Origin of the sequence: Bradyrhizobium sp. SK17 (genome assembly GCF_002831585.1) — a bacterium.
Lineage (GTDB): Bacteria > Pseudomonadota > Alphaproteobacteria > Rhizobiales > Xanthobacteraceae > Bradyrhizobium.
Genome location: NZ_CP025113.1, coordinates 930,422 through 947,300, shown reverse-complemented (window position 1 = coordinate 947,300; position 16,879 = coordinate 930,422). Strand labels below are relative to the sequence as shown.

18 protein-coding genes are annotated in these 16,879 nt (G+C 65.8%); 8 read left to right on the top strand and 10 right to left on the bottom strand.

The window, feature by feature from the left end:
* Positions 1–17 precede the first annotated feature (17 nt).
* A complete protein-coding gene (locus CWS35_RS04385; protein WP_024581948.1) occupies positions 18–1,373 on the bottom strand; it encodes a substrate-binding protein in 1,356 nt (451 codons plus the stop codon).
* Between the two features lie 239 nt (positions 1,374–1,612).
* On the opposite strand from CWS35_RS04385, the gene CWS35_RS04380 reads away from it, so the two are divergent.
* Together CWS35_RS04380 and CWS35_RS04375 are read left to right on the top strand one after the other, a co-directional pair.
* On the top strand, positions 1,613–2,083 hold the full coding sequence (locus CWS35_RS04380; protein ID WP_024581949.1) for a hypothetical protein: 471 nt from the start codon (positions 1,613–1,615) through the stop codon (positions 2,081–2,083).
* Between the two features lie 142 nt (positions 2,084–2,225).
* A complete protein-coding gene (locus CWS35_RS04375; protein ID WP_024581950.1) occupies positions 2,226–2,696 on the top strand; it encodes a MarR family winged helix-turn-helix transcriptional regulator in 471 nt (156 codons plus the stop codon).
* On the opposite strand, the gene prfA is transcribed toward CWS35_RS04375, so the two are convergent.
* The 3 genes from prfA to CWS35_RS04360 all read right to left on the bottom strand — a co-directional run bounded on the left by prfA (position 2,693) and on the right by CWS35_RS04360 (position 7,794).
* Complete coding sequence (gene prfA / locus CWS35_RS04370) at positions 2,693–3,772, bottom strand: peptide chain release factor 1 (protein WP_100950973.1); 1,080 nt, start codon at positions 3,770–3,772, stop codon at positions 2,693–2,695. The genes CWS35_RS04375 and prfA overlap by 4 nt on opposite strands.
* A 57-nt stretch (positions 3,773–3,829) precedes the next feature.
* On the bottom strand, positions 3,830–6,097 hold the full coding sequence (ptsP, locus tag CWS35_RS04365) for a phosphoenolpyruvate--protein phosphotransferase (protein WP_024581952.1): 2,268 nt from the start codon (positions 6,095–6,097) through the stop codon (positions 3,830–3,832).
* A 443-nt stretch (positions 6,098–6,540) separates the two neighbouring features.
* A complete protein-coding gene (locus tag CWS35_RS04360; protein WP_100950971.1) occupies positions 6,541–7,794 on the bottom strand; it encodes an aspartate kinase in 1,254 nt (417 codons plus the stop codon).
* Positions 7,795–7,971: 177 nt separating this feature from the next.
* Between CWS35_RS04360 and CWS35_RS04355 the strand changes: the two genes are divergently transcribed.
* The 5 genes from CWS35_RS04355 (at position 7,972) to CWS35_RS04335 (ending at position 11,873) form a co-directional block, all read left to right on the top strand.
* The gene (locus CWS35_RS04355) at positions 7,972–8,439 is read left to right on the top strand and encodes a PH domain-containing protein (RefSeq protein ID WP_024581954.1); all 468 of its coding nucleotides are present in this window, start codon (positions 7,972–7,974) and stop codon (positions 8,437–8,439) included.
* A 14-nt stretch (positions 8,440–8,453) separates the two neighbouring features.
* On the top strand, positions 8,454–9,224 hold the full coding sequence (gene ubiG, locus CWS35_RS04350; RefSeq protein ID WP_100950969.1) for a bifunctional 2-polyprenyl-6-hydroxyphenol methylase/3-demethylubiquinol 3-O-methyltransferase UbiG: 771 nt from the start codon (positions 8,454–8,456) through the stop codon (positions 9,222–9,224).
* A 34-nt stretch (positions 9,225–9,258) separates the two neighbouring features.
* Complete coding sequence (locus CWS35_RS04345) at positions 9,259–10,146, top strand: LysR substrate-binding domain-containing protein (RefSeq protein WP_100950967.1); 888 nt, start codon at positions 9,259–9,261, stop codon at positions 10,144–10,146.
* A 139-nt stretch (positions 10,147–10,285) separates the two neighbouring features.
* Positions 10,286–10,804, top strand: coding sequence for a lipocalin-like domain-containing protein (locus CWS35_RS04340; RefSeq protein WP_100950965.1), 519 nt, complete (start codon positions 10,286–10,288; stop codon positions 10,802–10,804).
* Between the two features lie 169 nt (positions 10,805–10,973).
* A complete protein-coding gene (locus CWS35_RS04335; RefSeq protein WP_100950963.1) occupies positions 10,974–11,873 on the top strand; it encodes an EamA family transporter in 900 nt (299 codons plus the stop codon).
* 58 nt (positions 11,874–11,931) lie between these two features.
* On the opposite strand, the gene CWS35_RS04330 is transcribed toward CWS35_RS04335, so the two are convergent.
* The 5 genes from CWS35_RS04330 to CWS35_RS04310 all read right to left on the bottom strand — a co-directional run bounded on the left by CWS35_RS04330 (position 11,932) and on the right by CWS35_RS04310 (position 14,976).
* Positions 11,932–12,372 carry an EamA family transporter gene (locus tag CWS35_RS04330; RefSeq protein ID WP_100950961.1) on the bottom strand — a complete coding sequence of 147 codons (441 nt, stop codon included), beginning with the start codon at positions 12,370–12,372 and terminating at the stop codon, positions 11,932–11,934.
* A 147-nt stretch (positions 12,373–12,519) separates the two neighbouring features.
* Positions 12,520–12,990: a DUF1178 family protein gene (locus CWS35_RS04325; protein ID WP_024581960.1), complete on the bottom strand. Its 471-nt coding sequence runs from the start codon at positions 12,988–12,990 to the stop codon at positions 12,520–12,522.
* Complete coding sequence (locus CWS35_RS04320) at positions 12,987–13,865, bottom strand: carbon-nitrogen hydrolase family protein (protein WP_100950959.1); 879 nt, start codon at positions 13,863–13,865, stop codon at positions 12,987–12,989. The genes CWS35_RS04325 and CWS35_RS04320 overlap by 4 nt, the downstream gene beginning before the upstream one ends.
* Entirely contained in the window at positions 13,865–14,137 is a 273-nt protein-coding gene (gene grxC / locus CWS35_RS04315) for a glutaredoxin 3 (RefSeq protein WP_024581962.1), read from the bottom strand. The genes CWS35_RS04320 and grxC overlap by 1 nt, the downstream gene beginning before the upstream one ends.
* Before the next feature lie 29 nt (positions 14,138–14,166).
* Positions 14,167–14,976, bottom strand: a complete 810-nt coding sequence (locus CWS35_RS04310; RefSeq protein ID WP_100950957.1) for a ComF family protein — start codon at positions 14,974–14,976, stop codon at positions 14,167–14,169.
* A 77-nt stretch (positions 14,977–15,053) separates the two neighbouring features.
* On the opposite strand from CWS35_RS04310, the gene CWS35_RS04305 reads away from it, so the two are divergent.
* Positions 15,054–15,896: a methyltransferase domain-containing protein gene (locus CWS35_RS04305; protein ID WP_100950954.1), complete on the top strand. Its 843-nt coding sequence runs from the start codon at positions 15,054–15,056 to the stop codon at positions 15,894–15,896.
* 412 nt (positions 15,897–16,308) lie between these two features.
* On the opposite strand, the gene CWS35_RS04300 is transcribed toward CWS35_RS04305, so the two are convergent.
* Positions 16,309–16,719, bottom strand: a complete 411-nt coding sequence (locus CWS35_RS04300) for a (deoxy)nucleoside triphosphate pyrophosphohydrolase (protein ID WP_100950952.1) — start codon at positions 16,717–16,719, stop codon at positions 16,309–16,311.
* Between the last annotated feature and the right edge of the window lie 160 nt (positions 16,720–16,879).

The following is a 16,879-nucleotide window of genomic DNA, read 5'->3' as shown; positions in this document are numbered from 1 at the left end:
AGTTTTCCCACGTTTGATCAGGTATAGTCGCCGAGATGGCAGCCGAACGCGTCCGGCTTCTGCATCAGGCCGTCGCCGGGGACGATCTCGACCACCTCGTAATAGTCCTCCTTGTTCTTCATCTCCTTTTCCATCTTGCCGCGGACGATGATGACGGGGCGGACGCACTGGTGATCTTCGGGGCGATAGTGCACGTCGCCGACCAGCGACGGGATGGTTTCGCCCTTCTCGTAGGCCTTGATGACGTCGGGCGGATAGAAGCTGCCGGCTTCCTCGACCATGCGGGCCCAGTGCGCGAAGCTGACATAGGCGTTCTCGGCGCCCCATTCCGGCTTGTAGCCGAACTTCTTCTCGAAGGTTTCGTTGAACATCTTGGCCAGCGGATATTTGTCCTCGATGGTCCACCAATAATCGGTGGCGGCGTAGACGCCCTGCATCAGGCCGCCGGTCTCGCGGGCGATGAACGGCACCTGGTAGGGCACCACGAGCTTCATCTTGTCGAGCACGCCGAACTGCTTGGCCTGCTGGGTCGACAGCACGGCGTCATGACCCCAGTTGACGTTGATCAGCACGTCGGCGCCGGAATTCGCGACGTTCAGCAGGTATGACGAATAGTCCGGCGCGCCGAGCGGCGAGACCTGGTTGGTGACGGTGGTCCAGCCCGCCTGGGCGAGCGAATCCTGCATCGATTTGGTGACGGTGTGGCCGTAGGTGTAGTCCGGCGTCAGATAGGCGGCCTTCTTGTTCTTGCCGAACGCCTTGATCATGACCGGTGCGATCGCCGCCGCTGCGGTCTGGCCGAAGAAATTCTGCCGGAAGCCGTAGCGCACGCAGTCCTTGCCGGTGGTGTCGTTGGAGCCGGAGATGCCGCAGACGAAGATCACCTTCTCGCGCTGCGCCAGCTTGTTCAGCGCGACCGCGACCGCGCTCGACGTGCCGCCGGTGATCATCACGGCCTTGTTCTCCGAGATGAAGCGCTGCTGCGCCTGCACGGCCTCGTTCGGCTTCGCCGCGGAATCCGCGACGCCGAACTTCAGCTCCTTGCCGAGCACGCCCTTGCTGGTCTTCGGCGAGATCTTCTTGATCAGCTCATGGCCGCTGTTGATGTGTTCGATCGCGAGCTGGTAGCCCTTCAGCTCATCCTCGCCCTGCACCGCGTAGGTGCCAGTGCGCGGCACCGAGATGCCGATGAAGACCGACGATCCGGAGGTGCCGGCGGGAAAGGTCCCGATCGCCGGATGGTCCTCGGCGAATGCCCTCGACGCGATCGAGGCCGGCAGCACGGTGCCGCCGATCAGGCCTGCGCCGGCCTGCAGCAAGGTGCGACGCGAGACGTTCGTTGCGCTGCCCGGCGGAAAATCCTTGGTGCTCATCGCTTGGTATCCTCCAATTATATTATTATTGGCGCCCAAAGTCAGTCGTCGCGGATCGGAGCGATCCGCGGCACGACGCGCCGGCTGCGATGTGGCAGCCTGTCGCGGCTAGCATTCCCCACCGGGATATTTAGTCAATGTCGCCTTTCGTCGAATCATATCGGCCTACGATCGATTAATATCGGTCAACGATACATCGAGGGTTTACCGTCCGGGCATCGGTCCTGTAGTGAAGCACGATGGTCGAAGAGCCCCCAGGTCAGGTTGGCAGTTCCGAAGCGAAGGCGGCGGCCTCATCGTGCGACCTGAGCATTCGCGCGGTCAACGTTCTGAAGGAGCTGTCGGTCGAGCTGCTCGATGAAGTGCCGCCGAAGATCGGCTGGACGCCGCCGGACGATCTGCTGCGCCTCTTGACGGCGAGCCATCTTGCCACCGCGCGGAACTGCGGGCGGCAGACCATGCGTGAGATCGTCGAATGGGCCGAGGCGCGCGGGATATCGATCCCGTCCCCGCACCATACCGGCAAATCGCTGTCGGAGATCTGGGGCGGTCTGGTGGCGCGCGCGTCGGCCGGCGATCTGACCAAGAGCGAGATCACCGAGGCGCTGGAGAAGTCGATCCGCCGCAGGAGCCCGCGGATCCCGGTCGCGTTCCAGATCGTGCTCTTGAAGATATTGAGCTCAAGCTACGATCACTGGCCGCAGCCGTGACGCTTGGCCGCACGGCGCGACCGGCAAACCGTTGAAAACATGAGTGCAAAAGGCTGCCGGTAGCATGGTGCGTGCAGCTCGGGCTTGATAGTCTCGAATCGCGTCTGCCGTCCGGCGGAGCGAGCCAGAGCGGGACGACTGAATGCCTCCACCACGACAGCGAGCCCCGGCCGGGGCTGCGAAACGCAATGCGGCGACCGCGACGGTGGACTATCGGGCGCTGGCGCGGTTTCGCTACGAGCTGCGCACGTTCCTTGCGTTCAGCGAGGAGGGAGCCCGTCAGGCCGGATTGACGCCGCAGCAGCATCAGGCGCTGCTCGGGATCAAGGGCTTTGCCGAGCCCGGCCCGCCGAGCGTCGGTGACATCGCCCGGTTCCTGCTGATACGGCATCATTCCGCCGTCGAATTGATGAACCGCATGGCGAAGCTCGGGCTGGTCAGCCGGGTGACCGATCCGGAGGATGGTCGCAGGGTTCAGCTCAAGCTGACCGCGAAGGGCGAGCAGAAGCTTCAGGTGATCTCGAAGAAGAATGTCGAGGAGCTCCGCCGTGCCGCGAGCCCGGCATTGCGCCGCTTGCTGCGATCCTCTCCGCAGCCCGGCGGCGCGCTTTAGGCCGCCGCGCCCTGTGCCGCGAGCTGCGCGGCCTGGTGCTCGGTGGTCAGCGCGTCGATCAGTTCGCCGAGCGCTTCGCCCGCGATCACCTGCGGCAGCTTGTAGAGCGTCAGGTTGATGCGGTGGTCGGTGACCCGCCCTTGCGGGAAATTATAGGTGCGGATGCGCTCCGAGCGGTCGCCCGAGCCGACCTTCTCCTTGCGGTCGGCGGAGCGCGCGGCTTCGACGCGCTGGCGCTCGGCGTCATAGATGCGCGAGCGCAGGATGTTCATCGCCGAGGCGCGATTCTTGTGCTGCGAGCGGCTGTCCTGCATCATGACCACGATGCCGGTCGGCAGATGGGTGATGCGGATCGCCGATTCGGTCTTGTTGACGTGCTGGCCGCCGGCGCCGCCGGCGCGCATGGTCTCGATCCGCAGGTCGGTGTCCTTGATGTCGACGTCGACGTCCTCCACCTCGGGCAGCACCGCGACTGTCGCGGCCGAGGTGTGGATGCGGCCCTGCGTTTCGGTGTCGGGCACGCGCTGCACCCGGTGCACGCCGGATTCGAATTTCAGCTTGGCGAAGGCGCCGCGGCCCTGCACCTCGGCGATGATTTCCTTGTAGCCGCCGACGGTGCCCTCGCTTGCCGAGATCACCTCGACCTTCCAGCCCTGCAAGGCCGCGAAGCGCTCGTACATCCGGAACAGGTCGCCGGCGAACAGCGAGGCCTCGTCGCCGCCGGTGCCGGCGCGGATTTCCAGCATCACGTTGCGGTCGTCCATCGCGTCCTTGGGCAGCAGCGCGATCCGGATCTTCTGCTCGAGCTCGCCGATCCGCGCCTGCAACGTTTCCAGCTCGGCTTCCGCCATGCTGCGCATCTCGGCATCGGTGCCGGCATCGGCCAGCATCGCCTCGGTATCGGCAAGCTCTGACCGGGCCGAACGATAGGCCTTCACTGCGTCGATCAGCGGATTGAGCTCGGCGAGCTCGCGGGTGATCGCGACATAGCGGTCGGATTTGACCTCGCCGAGCAACTCGGCCTCGAGCGAGGCGTGGTGGGCGAGCAGGACGTCGAGTTTGGCTTCGGGGAGCATGGCGGTATCTCGAATTGCGGAAGGCGTGAGCGGGCGGTGACAGCGACGGCAGCGTCGCTACAAGGCCAGCCCCTCGGTTTCCGCAAATTTCGTCAGCGCCTCGCGGATCGAGACGCTGCCGACCGGTGCATCCAGCAGCGGATTGATCATCGCCTCGGCCTTTTTGGCATCGAGGTCGAGGATCAGCGCCTTGACCGGGCCGTGCGCGGTCGCCGACAGCGACAGCGAGCGATAGCCGAGTGCGATCAGCGCCAGCGCGCCGATCGGCTTCGAGGCCATCTCGCCGCACAGCGAGGCGACCTTCTTGGCGGCCCTGGCCTTGCGCACGATGTCGCGCAGCGCGCGCAGGATCGGCGCCGACAGGATGTCGAAGCGCTCGGAAACCTTGGAGTTGCCGCGGTCGACCGCGAACAGGAACTGGAACAAATCGTTGGAGCCGACCGAGACGAAATCGACCTTCTTCAACAGCTCGTCGAGCTGGTAGAGCAGGGCCGGGACCTCGACCATGGTGCCGATATCGATGCGTTCGGGCAGCGAATGGCCGTGCTGGCGCAGATAGGTCAGCTCGCGTTCGACGATCGCCTTGGCCTGGTCGAACTCGGCGATGTCCGAGATCATCGGGAACATGATCTTCAGCGCGCGGCCGCCACCGGCGCGCAGCAACGCGCGGATCTGGCCACGCAACAGGCCCGGACGGTCCAGACCGAGACGGATCGCGCGCCAGCCGAGCGCGGGATTTTCCTCGACCACGGTCTCCATATAGGGCAGCGCCTTGTCGCCGCCGATGTCGAGCGTGCGGAAGGTGACGGGCTTGGCGCCCGCCGCGTCGAGCACGGTACGATACAGCGCGAGCTGGTCGCTGGAGCGCGGCAGGCTCGGGCTCACCATGAACTGCAATTCGGTGCGGAACAGGCCGATGCCGGCGCTGCCGGTCTCCTCGATATGCGGCAGGTCGATGGTCAGGCCGGCATTGATCAACAGTTCGATCGGTTGGCCGTCTTTGGTCACGCAGGCCTTGTCGCGCAGCGCCGAATATTGCGCCTGCCGCCGCGCCCGGAACCGGACGCGCTCGGCATAGGCCGATTCGATCTCGGCGGAGGGGCGGACATAGATCTCGCCGGAAATGCCGTCGACGATGATGGCATCTCCGGGATCGGCGATGCCGGGCGCGTTCGGCACCTCGCCGACCGCGGGAATGCCGAGCGCGCGCGCCACGATCGAGACGTGGGAATTCGCGGTGCCTTCCTCCAGCACCAGGCCGCGCAGCCGCTTGCGGTCGTAGTCGAGCAGCGCCGCCGGACCCATCGCGCGGGCGATCAGGATGGCGTTGTCGGGCAATTGCTCGCGCGACGGCGCGTGGTCCTGGCCGACCAGCTGCCGCATCAGGCGATGGCCGAGATCCTCGAGGTCGTGCAGCCGGTCGCGCAGATAGGGATCGGTCGAGCGCAGCATCCGCGCGCGGGTGTCGGACTGCACGCGTTCGACGGCGGCTTCCGCCGTGAGGCCGGTGGCGACCGCCTCGTGCAGCTTGTGCGACCAGCCCTGGTCGTTGGCGAACATGCGATAGGCTTCCAGCACCTCGCGGTGCTCGCCGCCTTCGGCGACGTCGCCGCGCTCCAGCATGCGGTCGAGGTCGGCGCGCAGATTGGCCAGCGCGGTGTCGAGCCGCTTGATTTCCTTCGGCAGGTCCTCGGCGATGTAGTTGGTGATGACGACGCGCGGCTCATGCAGCACGACATGGCCGAGCGCGATGCCGTCCGACAGCACCGCGCCGGTCTTGTGCAGCGAATGCCGCGCCGCGGGCTCGGCGCCGGGCTGGGCCAGCGCGGCAAGCTCGCCGGACGCGATCATCTCCGCCAGCACCATGGCGGTGGTTTGCAGCGCCTCGACCTCTTCCTCGACATAGGTCCGCTTGGCGCGGTTCTGCACGACAAGCACGCCGAGCGTGTTGCCGGCGCGCAGGATCGGCACGCCGAGGAACGAGTGGTAGGCCTCTTCGCCGGTCTCCGGGCGGTAGGCGAAGGCGGGATGGTTTTGCGCGTCGGACAGGTTCAGCGGCGTCGCCTCGCTGGCGACCAGGCCGACCAGGCCCTCATGCGCGCTCAGCACGGTGCGGTGCACGGCGTCGCGGTTCAGACCTTCGGTGGCATAGAGTTCGAGCGTGTTGTCGACGCGCAGCACGTAGCAGGAGCAGACCTCGGCCACCATGTTGGCCGCGATCAGCACCACGATCTTGTCGAGGCGCTCCTGGGCGGAGACTTGCTCCGCCATGGTTTCGCGGAGCCGTCTCAACAGGATGCGTGGGCCTCCCGACGCGCTCCGCATAAGCTTCAGTCCCTCCCCACGAGACCGACCCACGAGGGTGGTCGGCCGCTGGCGTAAAACTCGTCAAAACAAACAATTTTAGTCGCTCGGCGCCGTTTCCCGCCGAATCGGGATCGCCAAAACTGTGGCACAGTTTGCGGCAGCCCACCTGACTGGCCGTATAGCCAATCGAGGCTTGCTTTGCCAAGCAAAACGCCTGCCAGTAGCAAATAACGTCTGCGTCAACGTAATGCTGCGCCCGCTAAGAGAAATTCTAACTCCGGGGCGGGGTAGTGGAGCACGGCTCCTTCTCTCCCCTCGTCATTCAGGGGCGTGCGCAGCACGAGCCCGGAATCCATTTATCCACGGAACCTGCGGCCCGATGGATTCCAGGCTCGTGCTGCGCACGCCCCGGAATGAAGGCAGAGGGAGCTCCCCCGGCCGGCCTGGTCCCTCGATCGCCCCTACGCCTGGTCCAGCCCGTACAGCGTATGCAGGGTGCGGACCGCGAGTTCGGTATAGGCGGCGTCGATCAGGACCGAGAACTTGATCTCGGAAGTGGTGATGGCGCGGATGTTGATGTTGCGCTCGGCCAGCGCCTTGAACGCCTTCGCCGCGACGCCGGCGTGGCTGCGCATGCCGCTGCCGATCACCGAGACCTTGGCGACGTCGGTCTCGGTGTCGAGCCTGATGTAGCCAATCTTGGTCTTGGCGGAGGTAATGGTATCCCGGGCGCGGTTATAGTCGGTGGCCGGAACGGTAAAGGTGAGGTCGGTGGTCTTGCCGTCCTCGGACACGTTCTGCACGATCATGTCGACATTGATATTGGCATCGGCCAGCGGCCCGAAGATCGCGGCGGCCACACCCGGCTTGTCCTCGATCTGGCGCACGGAGATCTGGGCTTCGTCCTTCGAGAAGGCGATGCCGGTGACGACGTGCATTTCCATGATTTCCTCCTCGCTGCAGATCAGCGTGCCCGGCGGCGTGCCGTGCGGGTCGATATCCTCTGGCTTGTCGAAGCTGGAGCGCACGAAGATCGGCATGTTGTGCACCATGCCGAGCTCCACCGAGCGGACTTGCAGCACCTTGGCGCCCTGCGAGGCCAGCTCAAGCATGTCCTCGAATGCGATCTTGTCGAGCCGGCGCGCCTTCGGCACCACCCGCGGGTCGGTGGTGTAGACGCCGTCGACGTCGGTGTAGATGTCGCAGCGGTCGGCATGCAGCGCGGCCGCGATCGCCACCGCCGAGGTATCCGAGCCGCCACGGCCGAGCGTGGTGATGCGGCCGGTGTCGGGATTGATGCCCTGGAAGCCGGCGATCACGGCGACTTCCTTGCGCTCCTTGAAGCGGGTGATGATCTCGGTGCCGTCGATCTCGAGGATGCGCGCCGAGGCGTGCGCGTCGGAGGTCTTGATCGGGATCTGCCAGCCCTGCCAGGAGCGCGCCTGGATACCGAGGCCTTGCAGCACGATCGCGAGCAGGCCCGAGGTCACCTGCTCGCCGGAGGCGACCACCGCGTCATATTCGCGCGCGTCGTGCAGGGCGGAGGCATCGGTGCACCAGGCCACCAGCTCGTTGGTCTTGCCGGACATCGCCGAGACGACGACGGCGACCTCATGGCCCGCGTCGACCTCGCGCTTCACATGCTGCGCGACGTTGCGGATACGATCGATATTGGCGACGGACGTACCGCCGAATTTCATCACGAGGCGGCCCATGACGACGCGTCTATTCCTTTAAGAGGATAAGTAGGTTAACCCACGCCGAAAACCGCAAGCGCGGGGACCGAAAGGCGCGTATACATAGCGCCGCGCCCGGGGGCAAGCCGGTTCATGGGGGTCCCTTGGGGCCGTCCCGGCGGGCTGTGGCGCTGGGGTTACTCGAAGGCGGATCGGATGGGGCGTTACATCGACGAAATCCTGCAGCCTGGCGAGAAGGTGCTGTATTCCACCAACGCGCACTGGATCTTCTATTGGCAGGCGATCCTGGCCTGGATCGTTGCGCTGGCGCTGCTGATCGCATCGCGCATGACGACGGTCGACGGCCTCACTTTGGCGTGCCTTGCCGCCGCCGCCGTGGTCGCGGTTGCGGCGCTGTACTGGACGCTGGCGGCCTGGTTCCACCGCTGGACCACCGAGACCGACGTCACCAATCTCCGGGTCGTGCACAAGACCGGGTTCATCAAGCGGCGCACCTTCGAGATGAGCCTCGACAAGGTCGAGAGCGTCGATGTCAACCAGAGCATCCTCGGGCGCATCCTCAATTATGGCGATGTGACCATCCGGGGCGTCGGCGAAGGTTTTGAGAAGATCAGGACCATCGCCTCGCCGCTGGCGTTCCGCAGTTCAATCACCGCGCGATAGGGGCGCGCGCAATCATGGCCATGCAATCAACCATTTCCAGTTCCTCCGCCAATGCCTCCGCCAGCTCGGTCGATCCGGCCGAGATCGCGAAATTCTCCAAACTGTCGGATGAATGGTGGGATCCGCGCGGCAACATGGCGCCGCTGCACAAGATCAATCCGCTGCGCCTGACCTACATCCGCGACGCCGCCTGCCGCAAGTTCGAGCGCAACGCCAAGAGCCTGAGCTGCCTGTCCGGGCTGCGCCTGCTCGACATCGGCTGCGGCGCCGGGCTGCTGTGCGAGCCGTTCACCCGGCTCGGCGCCCAGGTGATCGGGGTCGATCCGTCCGCCACCAACATCTCGGCGGCGAAGCTGCATGCCGACAAGGGGCATTTGTCGATCGACTATCGCTGCACCACGGTCGAGGAGATGGACGCGCGCGAGCGCTTCGACATCGTGCTGGCGATGGAAGTGGTCGAGCATGTCGTCGACGTCGGCGCCTTCATCAAGCGTTGCGCCACGATGCTCAAGCCCGGCGGGCTGATGGTGGTCTCGACGCTGAACCGCAACTGGAAGAGCTTCGCGCTCGCCATCGTCGGCGCCGAATACGTGCTGCGCTGGCTGCCGCGCGGCACCCATGAGTGGAGCAAATTCGTCACCCCGGCCGAGCTCGAGCGCTATCTCGGCGACGTCAATCTCACCATCACGGAACAGGCCGGCGTGGTCTACAATCCGCTCGCCGACAAGTTCTCCGTCTCGACCGACATGGACGTGAACTACATGGTGGTGGCGGAGGAGGTGTGATCTGGTCAGGACGATAGGCCACGTCAATCTCGATATGGACGTGTTGCGGACGCTGATCACGGCATATCGGCTGGGCAGCTTCAGCCGGGCCGCAGCACAAATCGGGCGCTCGCAATCGGCCGTCAGCCAGCAGATCGACAAGCTCGAACAACAAGTAGGCGAACCGCTGTTCGTCAAGCAGGGGCGGGGGCTGGCTCTCACCGAAGCCGGCGAGCTCGTATTGAGCTATGCGCAGCGCATCCTCGATCTGAACGACGAAGCGGTCGAGGCGCTTCGCGGCCGTGCCGTCGAAGGCGTTGTCCGTTTCGGATTGCCCGCCGATTTTGCCGAAGTGTGGCTGCCGGCCGCGCTGGCTTACTTCAAGCAGGCCTATCCGGCGGTCCGGATCGAGGCCGTGGTCGATCGCAACCGGCGGCTCTTGCAGCAACTCGACGGCGGTGACCTCGACCTCGTGCTGGCGCTCGACAACGCCACGCGCGCCGATGCGCAGCCCGTGGCCACCTTGCCGCTCGTCTGGATCGGCAGCGCCTCGGCTGGTCCGATCTGGGGGCAGGGGGAGCCGGTGCCGCTCGCCGTCTATGAGGCGCCCTGCTTCTTCCGTCAGCGCGCCATCGCCGCGCTCGATCAGGCCGGCATCGCCTGGCGTATCGCCTTCACCAGTCCGAGCCTGCGTGGGCTCTGGGCCGCGGTCGAAGCCGGGCTCGGAGTGACGCTGCGGACGGCGATCGCGTTGCCCGACCAATTGTGTGCGCTTCCCGGCACAGCCGGATTGCCGCCGCTGCCGGCACCTTCTCTCAAGGCTTGTCTGCATGACGCCGGCAGGACGCTCGAGCCGGCCATGGTGCGATTGCGGTCGATCATCGGTAGGACGTTGCAGGAACATCTCGCCGAGCCGCAGCGCGGGCTGGCTGGCATCGCCTGACAACTGAGCGACGTTGTCGGCACGGCGAACCTGCAACCGTCCAGTTTTTCTGAACTCTCGCATCAGAATAACGGGATTTTATTGCGTGACGGGACCTCTATCGTGGCGGCAAGCAACCACGATCTGAAAGGGCCGTTGCATGAACTTCAGTGCATTGACGAGGGGTGTCTGCGTCGCTCTGCCGCTCATCATGACGGTGTCGGCACCGTGTCGCGTGCTGGCTGCCGGCCGCGATGCCGCGGCATCCCTGGCAGGGACCTGGACCCTGGTCGCCGCCGATGTGCTGCATCGCGATGGCAGCCGCGGACATGATTATGGACCCTCGCCCAGGGGCATGTTGTTCATCGACGCCGATGGACGCTATTCGCTGCAAATCTTCGACAGCGAGCGACGGCCCTTTGCAACGGGCGACAAGCTGAAGGCAACCGAAGCCGAATATCGTGCAGCGGTCCTCGGGGTGAGTTCGCATTTCGGCAAGGTCGACGTCGACACTGCGAAAGGGACCCTCGCTTTCCACATCTCCAAATCGTCGTTTCCAAATTGGGAAGGCACGGACCAAGTTCGACTCTATGAGTTGAAGGCCAACGAGTTGAGCTATCGCGTGCCCCCCAGGGCGAATGGTGACACGCCGGTTTCGATCTGGCGGCGCGTCGACTGAAACCTGACGGCCTGCCGTGCAAGCTTCTGCTGCGGGCCGAATGGCTTGTTCAAGCTGGAATCGCGGAGCTGGTTGCAATCCTGGCCTGCGCCGTTCCGGTTGACCGGCTGCTGCGGGCCCGGCAGGGTGCGGCGTGACTTCCCGCCCGGCCCGCTCTCCCTAATCCCGCATGTTCACGCTCGCCTCGCTCTGGATTCCCTTCACCATCGTCGCTGCGTTCGGGCAGGTGGCGCGCAATGCGATGCAGCGGAGCTTGACCGGGCCGCTCGGCACCTGGGGCGCCACCAATATCCGTTTCCTGTTCGGCCTGCCGTTCTCGGTGGTGTTCTTCGCGCTCGCGATCGTCGCAACCGGCGATCGGGTGCCGTGGCCGGCGGTCTCGTTCTGGCCGTGGCTGTTGTCCGGCGCGCTCAGCCAGATCGTCGGCACCGGCTTCATGCTGCTGGCGATGAACGACCGCTCCTTCGTGGTCACCACGGCCTATATGAAGACCGAGGCGATCCAGACCGCGATCTTCGGCTTCGTCTTCCTCGGCGACCATCTGACGACCGCCAAGGTGATCGCGATCGTGATCGCGACCGTCGGCGTCGTCATCACCGCGCTGCGGCCGGGCGGCCAGAAGAGCTTCGCCGATCTGCGCCCGACCGTGCTCGGCCTCGGCGCCGCCGCGGTGTTCGCGATCTCGGCGGTGAGCTTCCGCGGTGCCATCATCGCGGTGCCCGGGGTCTCGTTCGTGACCGCGGCCTCCTACACGCTGATGTGGAGCCTGTTCGTCCAGACGCTGATCCTGTCGGTTTATCTGTTGCTGCGTGCGCCCGACGTGCTGAAGTCGATCCTTGCGCTGTGGCGGCCCTCGCTGTTCGCGGGCTTCATGGGCGCGTTCTCGTCGCAGTTCTGGTTCCTGGCGTTCGCGCTCACTGCCGCGGCCAATGTGCGCACGCTGGCGCTGATCGAGGTGCTGTTCGCGCAGGGCGTCGCGTATTTCTCGCTCAAGCAGCCATTCTCGCTGCGTGAACTTGTTGGCATCGTGCTGATTGTGGTCGGCGTCGCGCTGCTGATCGCCGCTTAGGCTCTTGTTTGACGCGCTTTCTTCACGCGAACCGGTGCCCACTTCGCTTGAAAGCGCTTTAGCCCTTGACCGCGATCAGCACCGCGCCGGCGGAGATCAGCGCAATCCCGATCCAGCCATAGGCCGACGGGCGTTCGCCGAGGAAGGTGGCGCCGAACAGCGCCACCAGCACCACGCTGAGCTTGTCGATCGGTGCGACCAGCGTGGCGGGACCCAGCTTGAGGGCGCGGAAATAGCAGATCCACGATGCACCGGTGCCGAGCCCGGACAGCAGCAGGAACAGCCAGCTCTTGCCCGAGATCGGGCCGGACTGGGTGAATTGCCCGGTCGCGAACAGGATCGCCGACAGTGTGATCAGCACGATCACGGTGCGGATCAGGGTGGCGAGATCGGAGTTGATGCCTTCGACGCCGACCTTGGCGAAGATCGCAGTCAATGCCGCGAACACGGCGGACAGAAACGCCCACACCTGCCAGGAGGAGGATGTCTCGGGGGTCATGTCACTCTCGCCCGTCATTCCGGGGCGCGCGAAGCGCGAGCCCGGAATCCATCGGGCCGCAAGTCCAGCGCTGGAATGGATTCCGGGCTCGCGCCAAGGGGCGAGCCCCCAGGTGTGCAATTGCGCACCGGGAATGACGGAAGCAGGTCAATTCCGGTCTTCCGGCAGCGTCGGCAACGGCGACACCTCGACGCCCTCGTCGACCAGCGCGCGCGCCTCCTCGGGCGAGGCCTCGCCATAGATCGGCCGATGCTCGATGTCGCCGTAATGCATCTTGCGCGCCTCATTGGGGAAGCGTTCGCCGACATTGTCGGCGTTCTTGACGATGTGGTCGCGCAGCTCCTTCAGCTTGCTGCGCAGCTCACGCTCCTGCGCCATCATCAGCGACGTCGATTCAGTGGCGGTCGCCTCGACCGGCGCGGCAGGCTGCGGCTGGGCCGGTTCGCGGCCCTTCTTGCTGACGATCTGCGGCGCCATGATCGCGCGCTCGATCTCGGCCGAGCCGCAGGCCGGGCAGTTGATCAGGTGACGCCGCTCCTGCGACTCATAGGCCGAGGAGCTCTGGAACCAGCTCTCGAACTGATGGCCGCGCTCGCAGCGCAGCGTGTAGCGGATCATGCCGAGCCCCGGACGAGGTGCAGATGCTCCGGGCCGGCCTTGGGGTCGGCGATGCCAAATCGCCGCCCGTGCTGAAGCGAGGGGATGGTCTTGCGCGCGGTTTCGACCTTGGCGGGATCGATCTCGGCCAGGAACACGCCCGGCTCGACGCCACCCTCGGCGAGGATCTCGCCCCAGGGGTCGACGATCAGCGAGTGCCCGAAGGTCTCGCGCTTGTTCTCGTGCAGGCCGGCCTGGGCCGCGGCGAACACGAAGCAGCCGGTCTCGATGGCGCGGGCGCGCAGCAAAGTGTGCCAGTGCGCTTCGCCGGTCTTGCGGGTGAAGGCTGAGGGAACGGTGAGGAAGGAAGCTCCCGCCTCGGCCAGTGCGCGATACAGCGCCGGGAAGCGCACGTCGTAGCAGATCGTCAAGCCGATCCGGCCCCAGGGCAGGTCGGAGATCACGGCGGTCTCGCCGGGCTGGTAATTGGCCGATTCGCGATAGCTTTCGCCGCCGGGCAGGTCGATGTCGAACATGTGGATCTTGTCGTAGCTCGCGAGCACGTTGCCCTCGGGCCCGATCAGGAACGAGCGGTTGACCGCCTTCTCCGGCGAATAGCGCAGCGCCAGCGACCCGATATGCAGGTGGATCTTCAGTTCCGCGGCCAGCGCGCGATAGGCCTTGAGCGACTTGTCGTCCTCTTCGCCCGCCAGGTGCTCGAACAGCGCCTTGCGGTTCAACTGCATCATGTTGCTGACTTCAGGCGTCAGCACGTATTTGGCGCCCTGCGCCGCCGCCTCGCGGATCAGCTTCGTGCCCTGCTCGAGGCTCGGCTCCGGCAGCAATCCGGTGCGCATCTGCACCATCGCCGCGGTGAACTTGTTCTCCGTGCTCATCAGGCGCCGCCTCCGTTGCTGAGCAGGCCGTCGAGCTTGCCCTCGCGGTCGAGCGCATAGAGCTCGTCGCAGCCGCCGACATGGGTCTTGCCGATGAAGATCTGCGGGAAGGTCGCCCCGCCGCCGGCGCGATCGTACATCTCGTCGCGGTAGGCCGGGTTGCTGGCGACGTTCAATTCGGTGAACGCGGCGTTCTTGCGCGTCAAAAGCGATTTGGCCGCGGTGCAATAACCGCAGCCCGGGCGGGTGTAGATTTCGATGGCAGCGGTCATGGTGTGCTCGGTTGAACCAGAATGACAGATTATATGGGAGCACGGTGGGTATCGACAACCCGGGCGAACACCAGCACGTCGACTTGAGCCGCCTTGGCCCGCAGCAGCGCCCGCGCGCAGGCATCCACTGTAGCACCCGAGGTCAGGACGTCGTCGACCAGAATGACGCGGCGGCCCTGGATGTCAGCCTTGCGTTCATCGGCGACCCTGAATGCGCCCTGCACATTGCTGGCGCGGTCCTTGCGAGACAGCCCGATCTGCTGCTCGGTGGCGCGGGTGCGTCGCAACGCCTCGGAGACCATTTTGACGCCGCTGTGGCGGGCGATCGTCTTGGCCAGCGCGCCGGACTGGTTGTAGCGCCGGCTCCAGCCGCGCCGCCAGTGCAGCGGAACCGGAACCAGCATGTCGGCGCCGTCGAGCAATTCCTTCCCCGCCCGCGCCATCCAGTGGCCCATTGTCGGCGCCAGATCGGTGCGATCCTGGTATTTCAATGCATGCACCAGGGTACGGGCGATATCGTCATAGCGCACCGCGGCGCGCGCACGCTGGTAGGCCGGCGGATTGGCGATCGCCTCCATCGACAACAGCTCCGGCCCGGGATCGTAGACAAAGGGGATGCCGAGCCGCGGACAGAAAGGCGGCGCGATGAACGACAATTTGGCCCAGCAGGCCGCGCACACCCCCTCGCCATGGACCGGCTCGCGGCAGGACACGCACAGCGTCGGCAGTGCGATATCGAGCGCCAGCCGCGCGGTGCGCAACCAGGCGCCGCCGACCGCGCCGAGCGCGCGCTGGACGTGACCGGTAATGGAGCGTGTCGGTGATGCCTCGGCGTCCATGACACGAAGGCTAGCGTTTGCGCAACGCGGGCTCAAGGCGCATTGCCTGCGGCGGCGGTCCGGCGTAACCAGCCGGCATGGCAACCACCCCGGCCTCAGCCCCCATCCTGTTCGACCGCGCCTTGCTCGGCGCGCGGCTGGCGCGGGCACGGCGTGAGGGGGCGGCGACGTTCCTGCTCGAGCGCGCCACGGAGGACCTGGCTGACCGGTTGCAGGCGGTATCGCGCAGCTTCTCGGCGGCGGCCGATATCTGGACACCGGGCGACGGGCTCGCGGACGCCGTGCGCAAGCGTGTCGCCTCGGTCGATGCGGTCGCGTTCGCCGAGATGGAAGCGACCGGCCTGGCACCGGAGTCGCTCGACCTCGCGGTCTCCGCACTGGCTTTCCAGTTCGTCAATGATCTGCCGGGCGTGCTGGCGCAGATCCGTCGCGCGCTGAAGCCGGACGGACTGCTGCTGGCGGCGATGCTCGGCGGCGATACGCTGACTGAGCTCAGGCAGAGTTTTGCCGCGGCGGAAGCAGAATGCGAAGGCGGGGTGTCGCCGCGCGTCGCGCCGTTCGCCGATCTGCGCGACATCGGCGCGTTGTTGCAGCGCGCCGGCTTCGCGCTGCCGGTCACCGATGTCGACCGCGTCGTGGTGCGTTATTCGAGCGCGTTCGCACTGATGGCCGACCTCAGGCGGATGGGCGCCACCAACGTGCTGCGCGAGCGCCGCCACACCCCGACCCGCCGCGCCACCATGCTGCGCATGGCGCAGATCTACGGCGAACGCTTCGCCGATCCCGACGGCCGCATCCGCGCCACCTTCGACATCGTCTGGCTCTCCGGCTGGGCGCCGCACGACAGCCAGCCGAAGCCGCTGCGGCCTGGCTCGGCGAAGGCCAGTCTGGAGGCGGCGGTGAAGCAGGTGAAGCGCTGAGGCGTAGGGTAAGCACGCGGCTCGGGCTCCCTCTCCCCTTGCGGGAGAGGGTTGGGGAGAGGGGTAGCCCCGGGCGAGATATCAGTGTGATCATCGCTTTTGCAATTCTGAGCCCGTCTTCAAGATGCATGCTGAGAGAGCGCGCCGCGTGGCACCCCTCTCCCCAGCCCTCCCCCGCAAGGGGGAGGGAGCCCGTCCACAGTGTGTCCCTTACGGTCGGTGCCGCTTGATGCGCGCCGGCGAAACCACATCAGATGCGATGGCGGCCTGCCACCATTTCGGAATAATGGAATTGTGCCGGTGAGTTGCCCGACGTGTCAAGTCGCCTGGTCGAACGCCGGCCACCGCCGACTGCTTTGCATGGGGTTGTTTTCGATATTCCGGCAATGCGCCTCTCTCGCGAGGGAGAAGATCATAGCAGCAGATCGATCAGATGCGGCAGCAGCGGGATGTCGGCGGGCGGCATCGGGTAGTCGCGCAGTTTGTTGGCCCGCACCCAGGCGAGGTTCTGGCCCTCGCGCGCCACCGCGATGCCCTCCCAGCGGCGGCAGATGTAGAGCGGCATCAGCAGATGGAAGGTCTCGTAGGCGTGGCTCGCGAAGGTCAGCGGCGCGAGGCACGGCTCGGCCACGGTGACGCCGATCTCCTCGTGCAGCTCGCGGATCAGGGTCTGCTCCGGCCGCTCGCCCGGCTCGATCTTGCCGCCCGGGAATTCCCACAGGCCGGCCAGCGCCTTGCCTTCGGGGCGCTGCGCCAGCAGCACGCGCTTGTCGGCGTCGACCAGCGCGCAGGCGACGACGAGGGTCAGCTTGATGTCAGTCATGCGGTGAGGACTTCCTTCTCGATCTTCAGGTTTCATTAACCAGCAAAGCGCTCCGGGCCAAACGATTTGTGTCCGAGTGTTTTTCTGCGATCGCGATAAGCCTGCCTTAATTCGCAGCCGGCAGGGTGAAGTGTCACGTTATGTGTCCATCATATTCTTT

What these genes read in the sequence shown, in the direction of transcription:
- grxC (WP_024581962.1), bottom strand. Translation starts at nt 14,137, where the DNA reads ATGACCGCTGCCATCGAAATCTACACCCGCCCGGGCTGCGGTTATTGC.
- CWS35_RS04375 (WP_024581950.1), top strand. Translation starts at nt 2,226, where the DNA reads ATGCCTCCACCACGACAGCGAGCCCCGGCCGGGGCTGCGAAACGCAAT.
- CWS35_RS04335 (WP_100950963.1), top strand. Translation starts at nt 10,974, where the DNA reads ATGTTCACGCTCGCCTCGCTCTGGATTCCCTTCACCATCGTCGCTGCG.
- CWS35_RS04345 (WP_100950967.1), top strand. Translation starts at nt 9,259, where the DNA reads ATGGACGTGTTGCGGACGCTGATCACGGCATATCGGCTGGGCAGCTTC.
- CWS35_RS04360 (WP_100950971.1), bottom strand. Translation starts at nt 7,794, where the DNA reads ATGGGCCGCCTCGTGATGAAATTCGGCGGTACGTCCGTCGCCAATATC.
- prfA (WP_100950973.1), bottom strand. Translation starts at nt 3,772, where the DNA reads ATGCTCCCCGAAGCCAAACTCGACGTCCTGCTCGCCCACCACGCCTCG.
- CWS35_RS04385 (WP_024581948.1), bottom strand. Translation starts at nt 1,373, where the DNA reads ATGAGCACCAAGGATTTTCCGCCGGGCAGCGCAACGAACGTCTCGCGT.
- CWS35_RS04300 (WP_100950952.1), bottom strand. Translation starts at nt 16,719, where the DNA reads ATGACTGACATCAAGCTGACCCTCGTCGTCGCCTGCGCGCTGGTCGAC.
- CWS35_RS04355 (WP_024581954.1), top strand. Translation starts at nt 7,972, where the DNA reads ATGGGGCGTTACATCGACGAAATCCTGCAGCCTGGCGAGAAGGTGCTG.
- CWS35_RS04320 (WP_100950959.1), bottom strand. Translation starts at nt 13,865, where the DNA reads ATGAGCACGGAGAACAAGTTCACCGCGGCGATGGTGCAGATGCGCACC.
- ubiG (WP_100950969.1), top strand. Translation starts at nt 8,454, where the DNA reads ATGGCCATGCAATCAACCATTTCCAGTTCCTCCGCCAATGCCTCCGCC.
- CWS35_RS04310 (WP_100950957.1), bottom strand. Translation starts at nt 14,976, where the DNA reads ATGGACGCCGAGGCATCACCGACACGCTCCATTACCGGTCACGTCCAG.
- CWS35_RS04325 (WP_024581960.1), bottom strand. Translation starts at nt 12,990, where the DNA reads ATGATCCGCTACACGCTGCGCTGCGAGCGCGGCCATCAGTTCGAGAGC.
- CWS35_RS04380 (WP_024581949.1), top strand. Translation starts at nt 1,613, where the DNA reads ATGGTCGAAGAGCCCCCAGGTCAGGTTGGCAGTTCCGAAGCGAAGGCG.
- CWS35_RS04305 (WP_100950954.1), top strand. Translation starts at nt 15,054, where the DNA reads ATGGCAACCACCCCGGCCTCAGCCCCCATCCTGTTCGACCGCGCCTTG.
- CWS35_RS04340 (WP_100950965.1), top strand. Translation starts at nt 10,286, where the DNA reads ATGAACTTCAGTGCATTGACGAGGGGTGTCTGCGTCGCTCTGCCGCTC.
- ptsP (WP_024581952.1), bottom strand. Translation starts at nt 6,097, where the DNA reads ATGCGGAGCGCGTCGGGAGGCCCACGCATCCTGTTGAGACGGCTCCGC.
- CWS35_RS04330 (WP_100950961.1), bottom strand. Translation starts at nt 12,372, where the DNA reads ATGACCCCCGAGACATCCTCCTCCTGGCAGGTGTGGGCGTTTCTGTCC.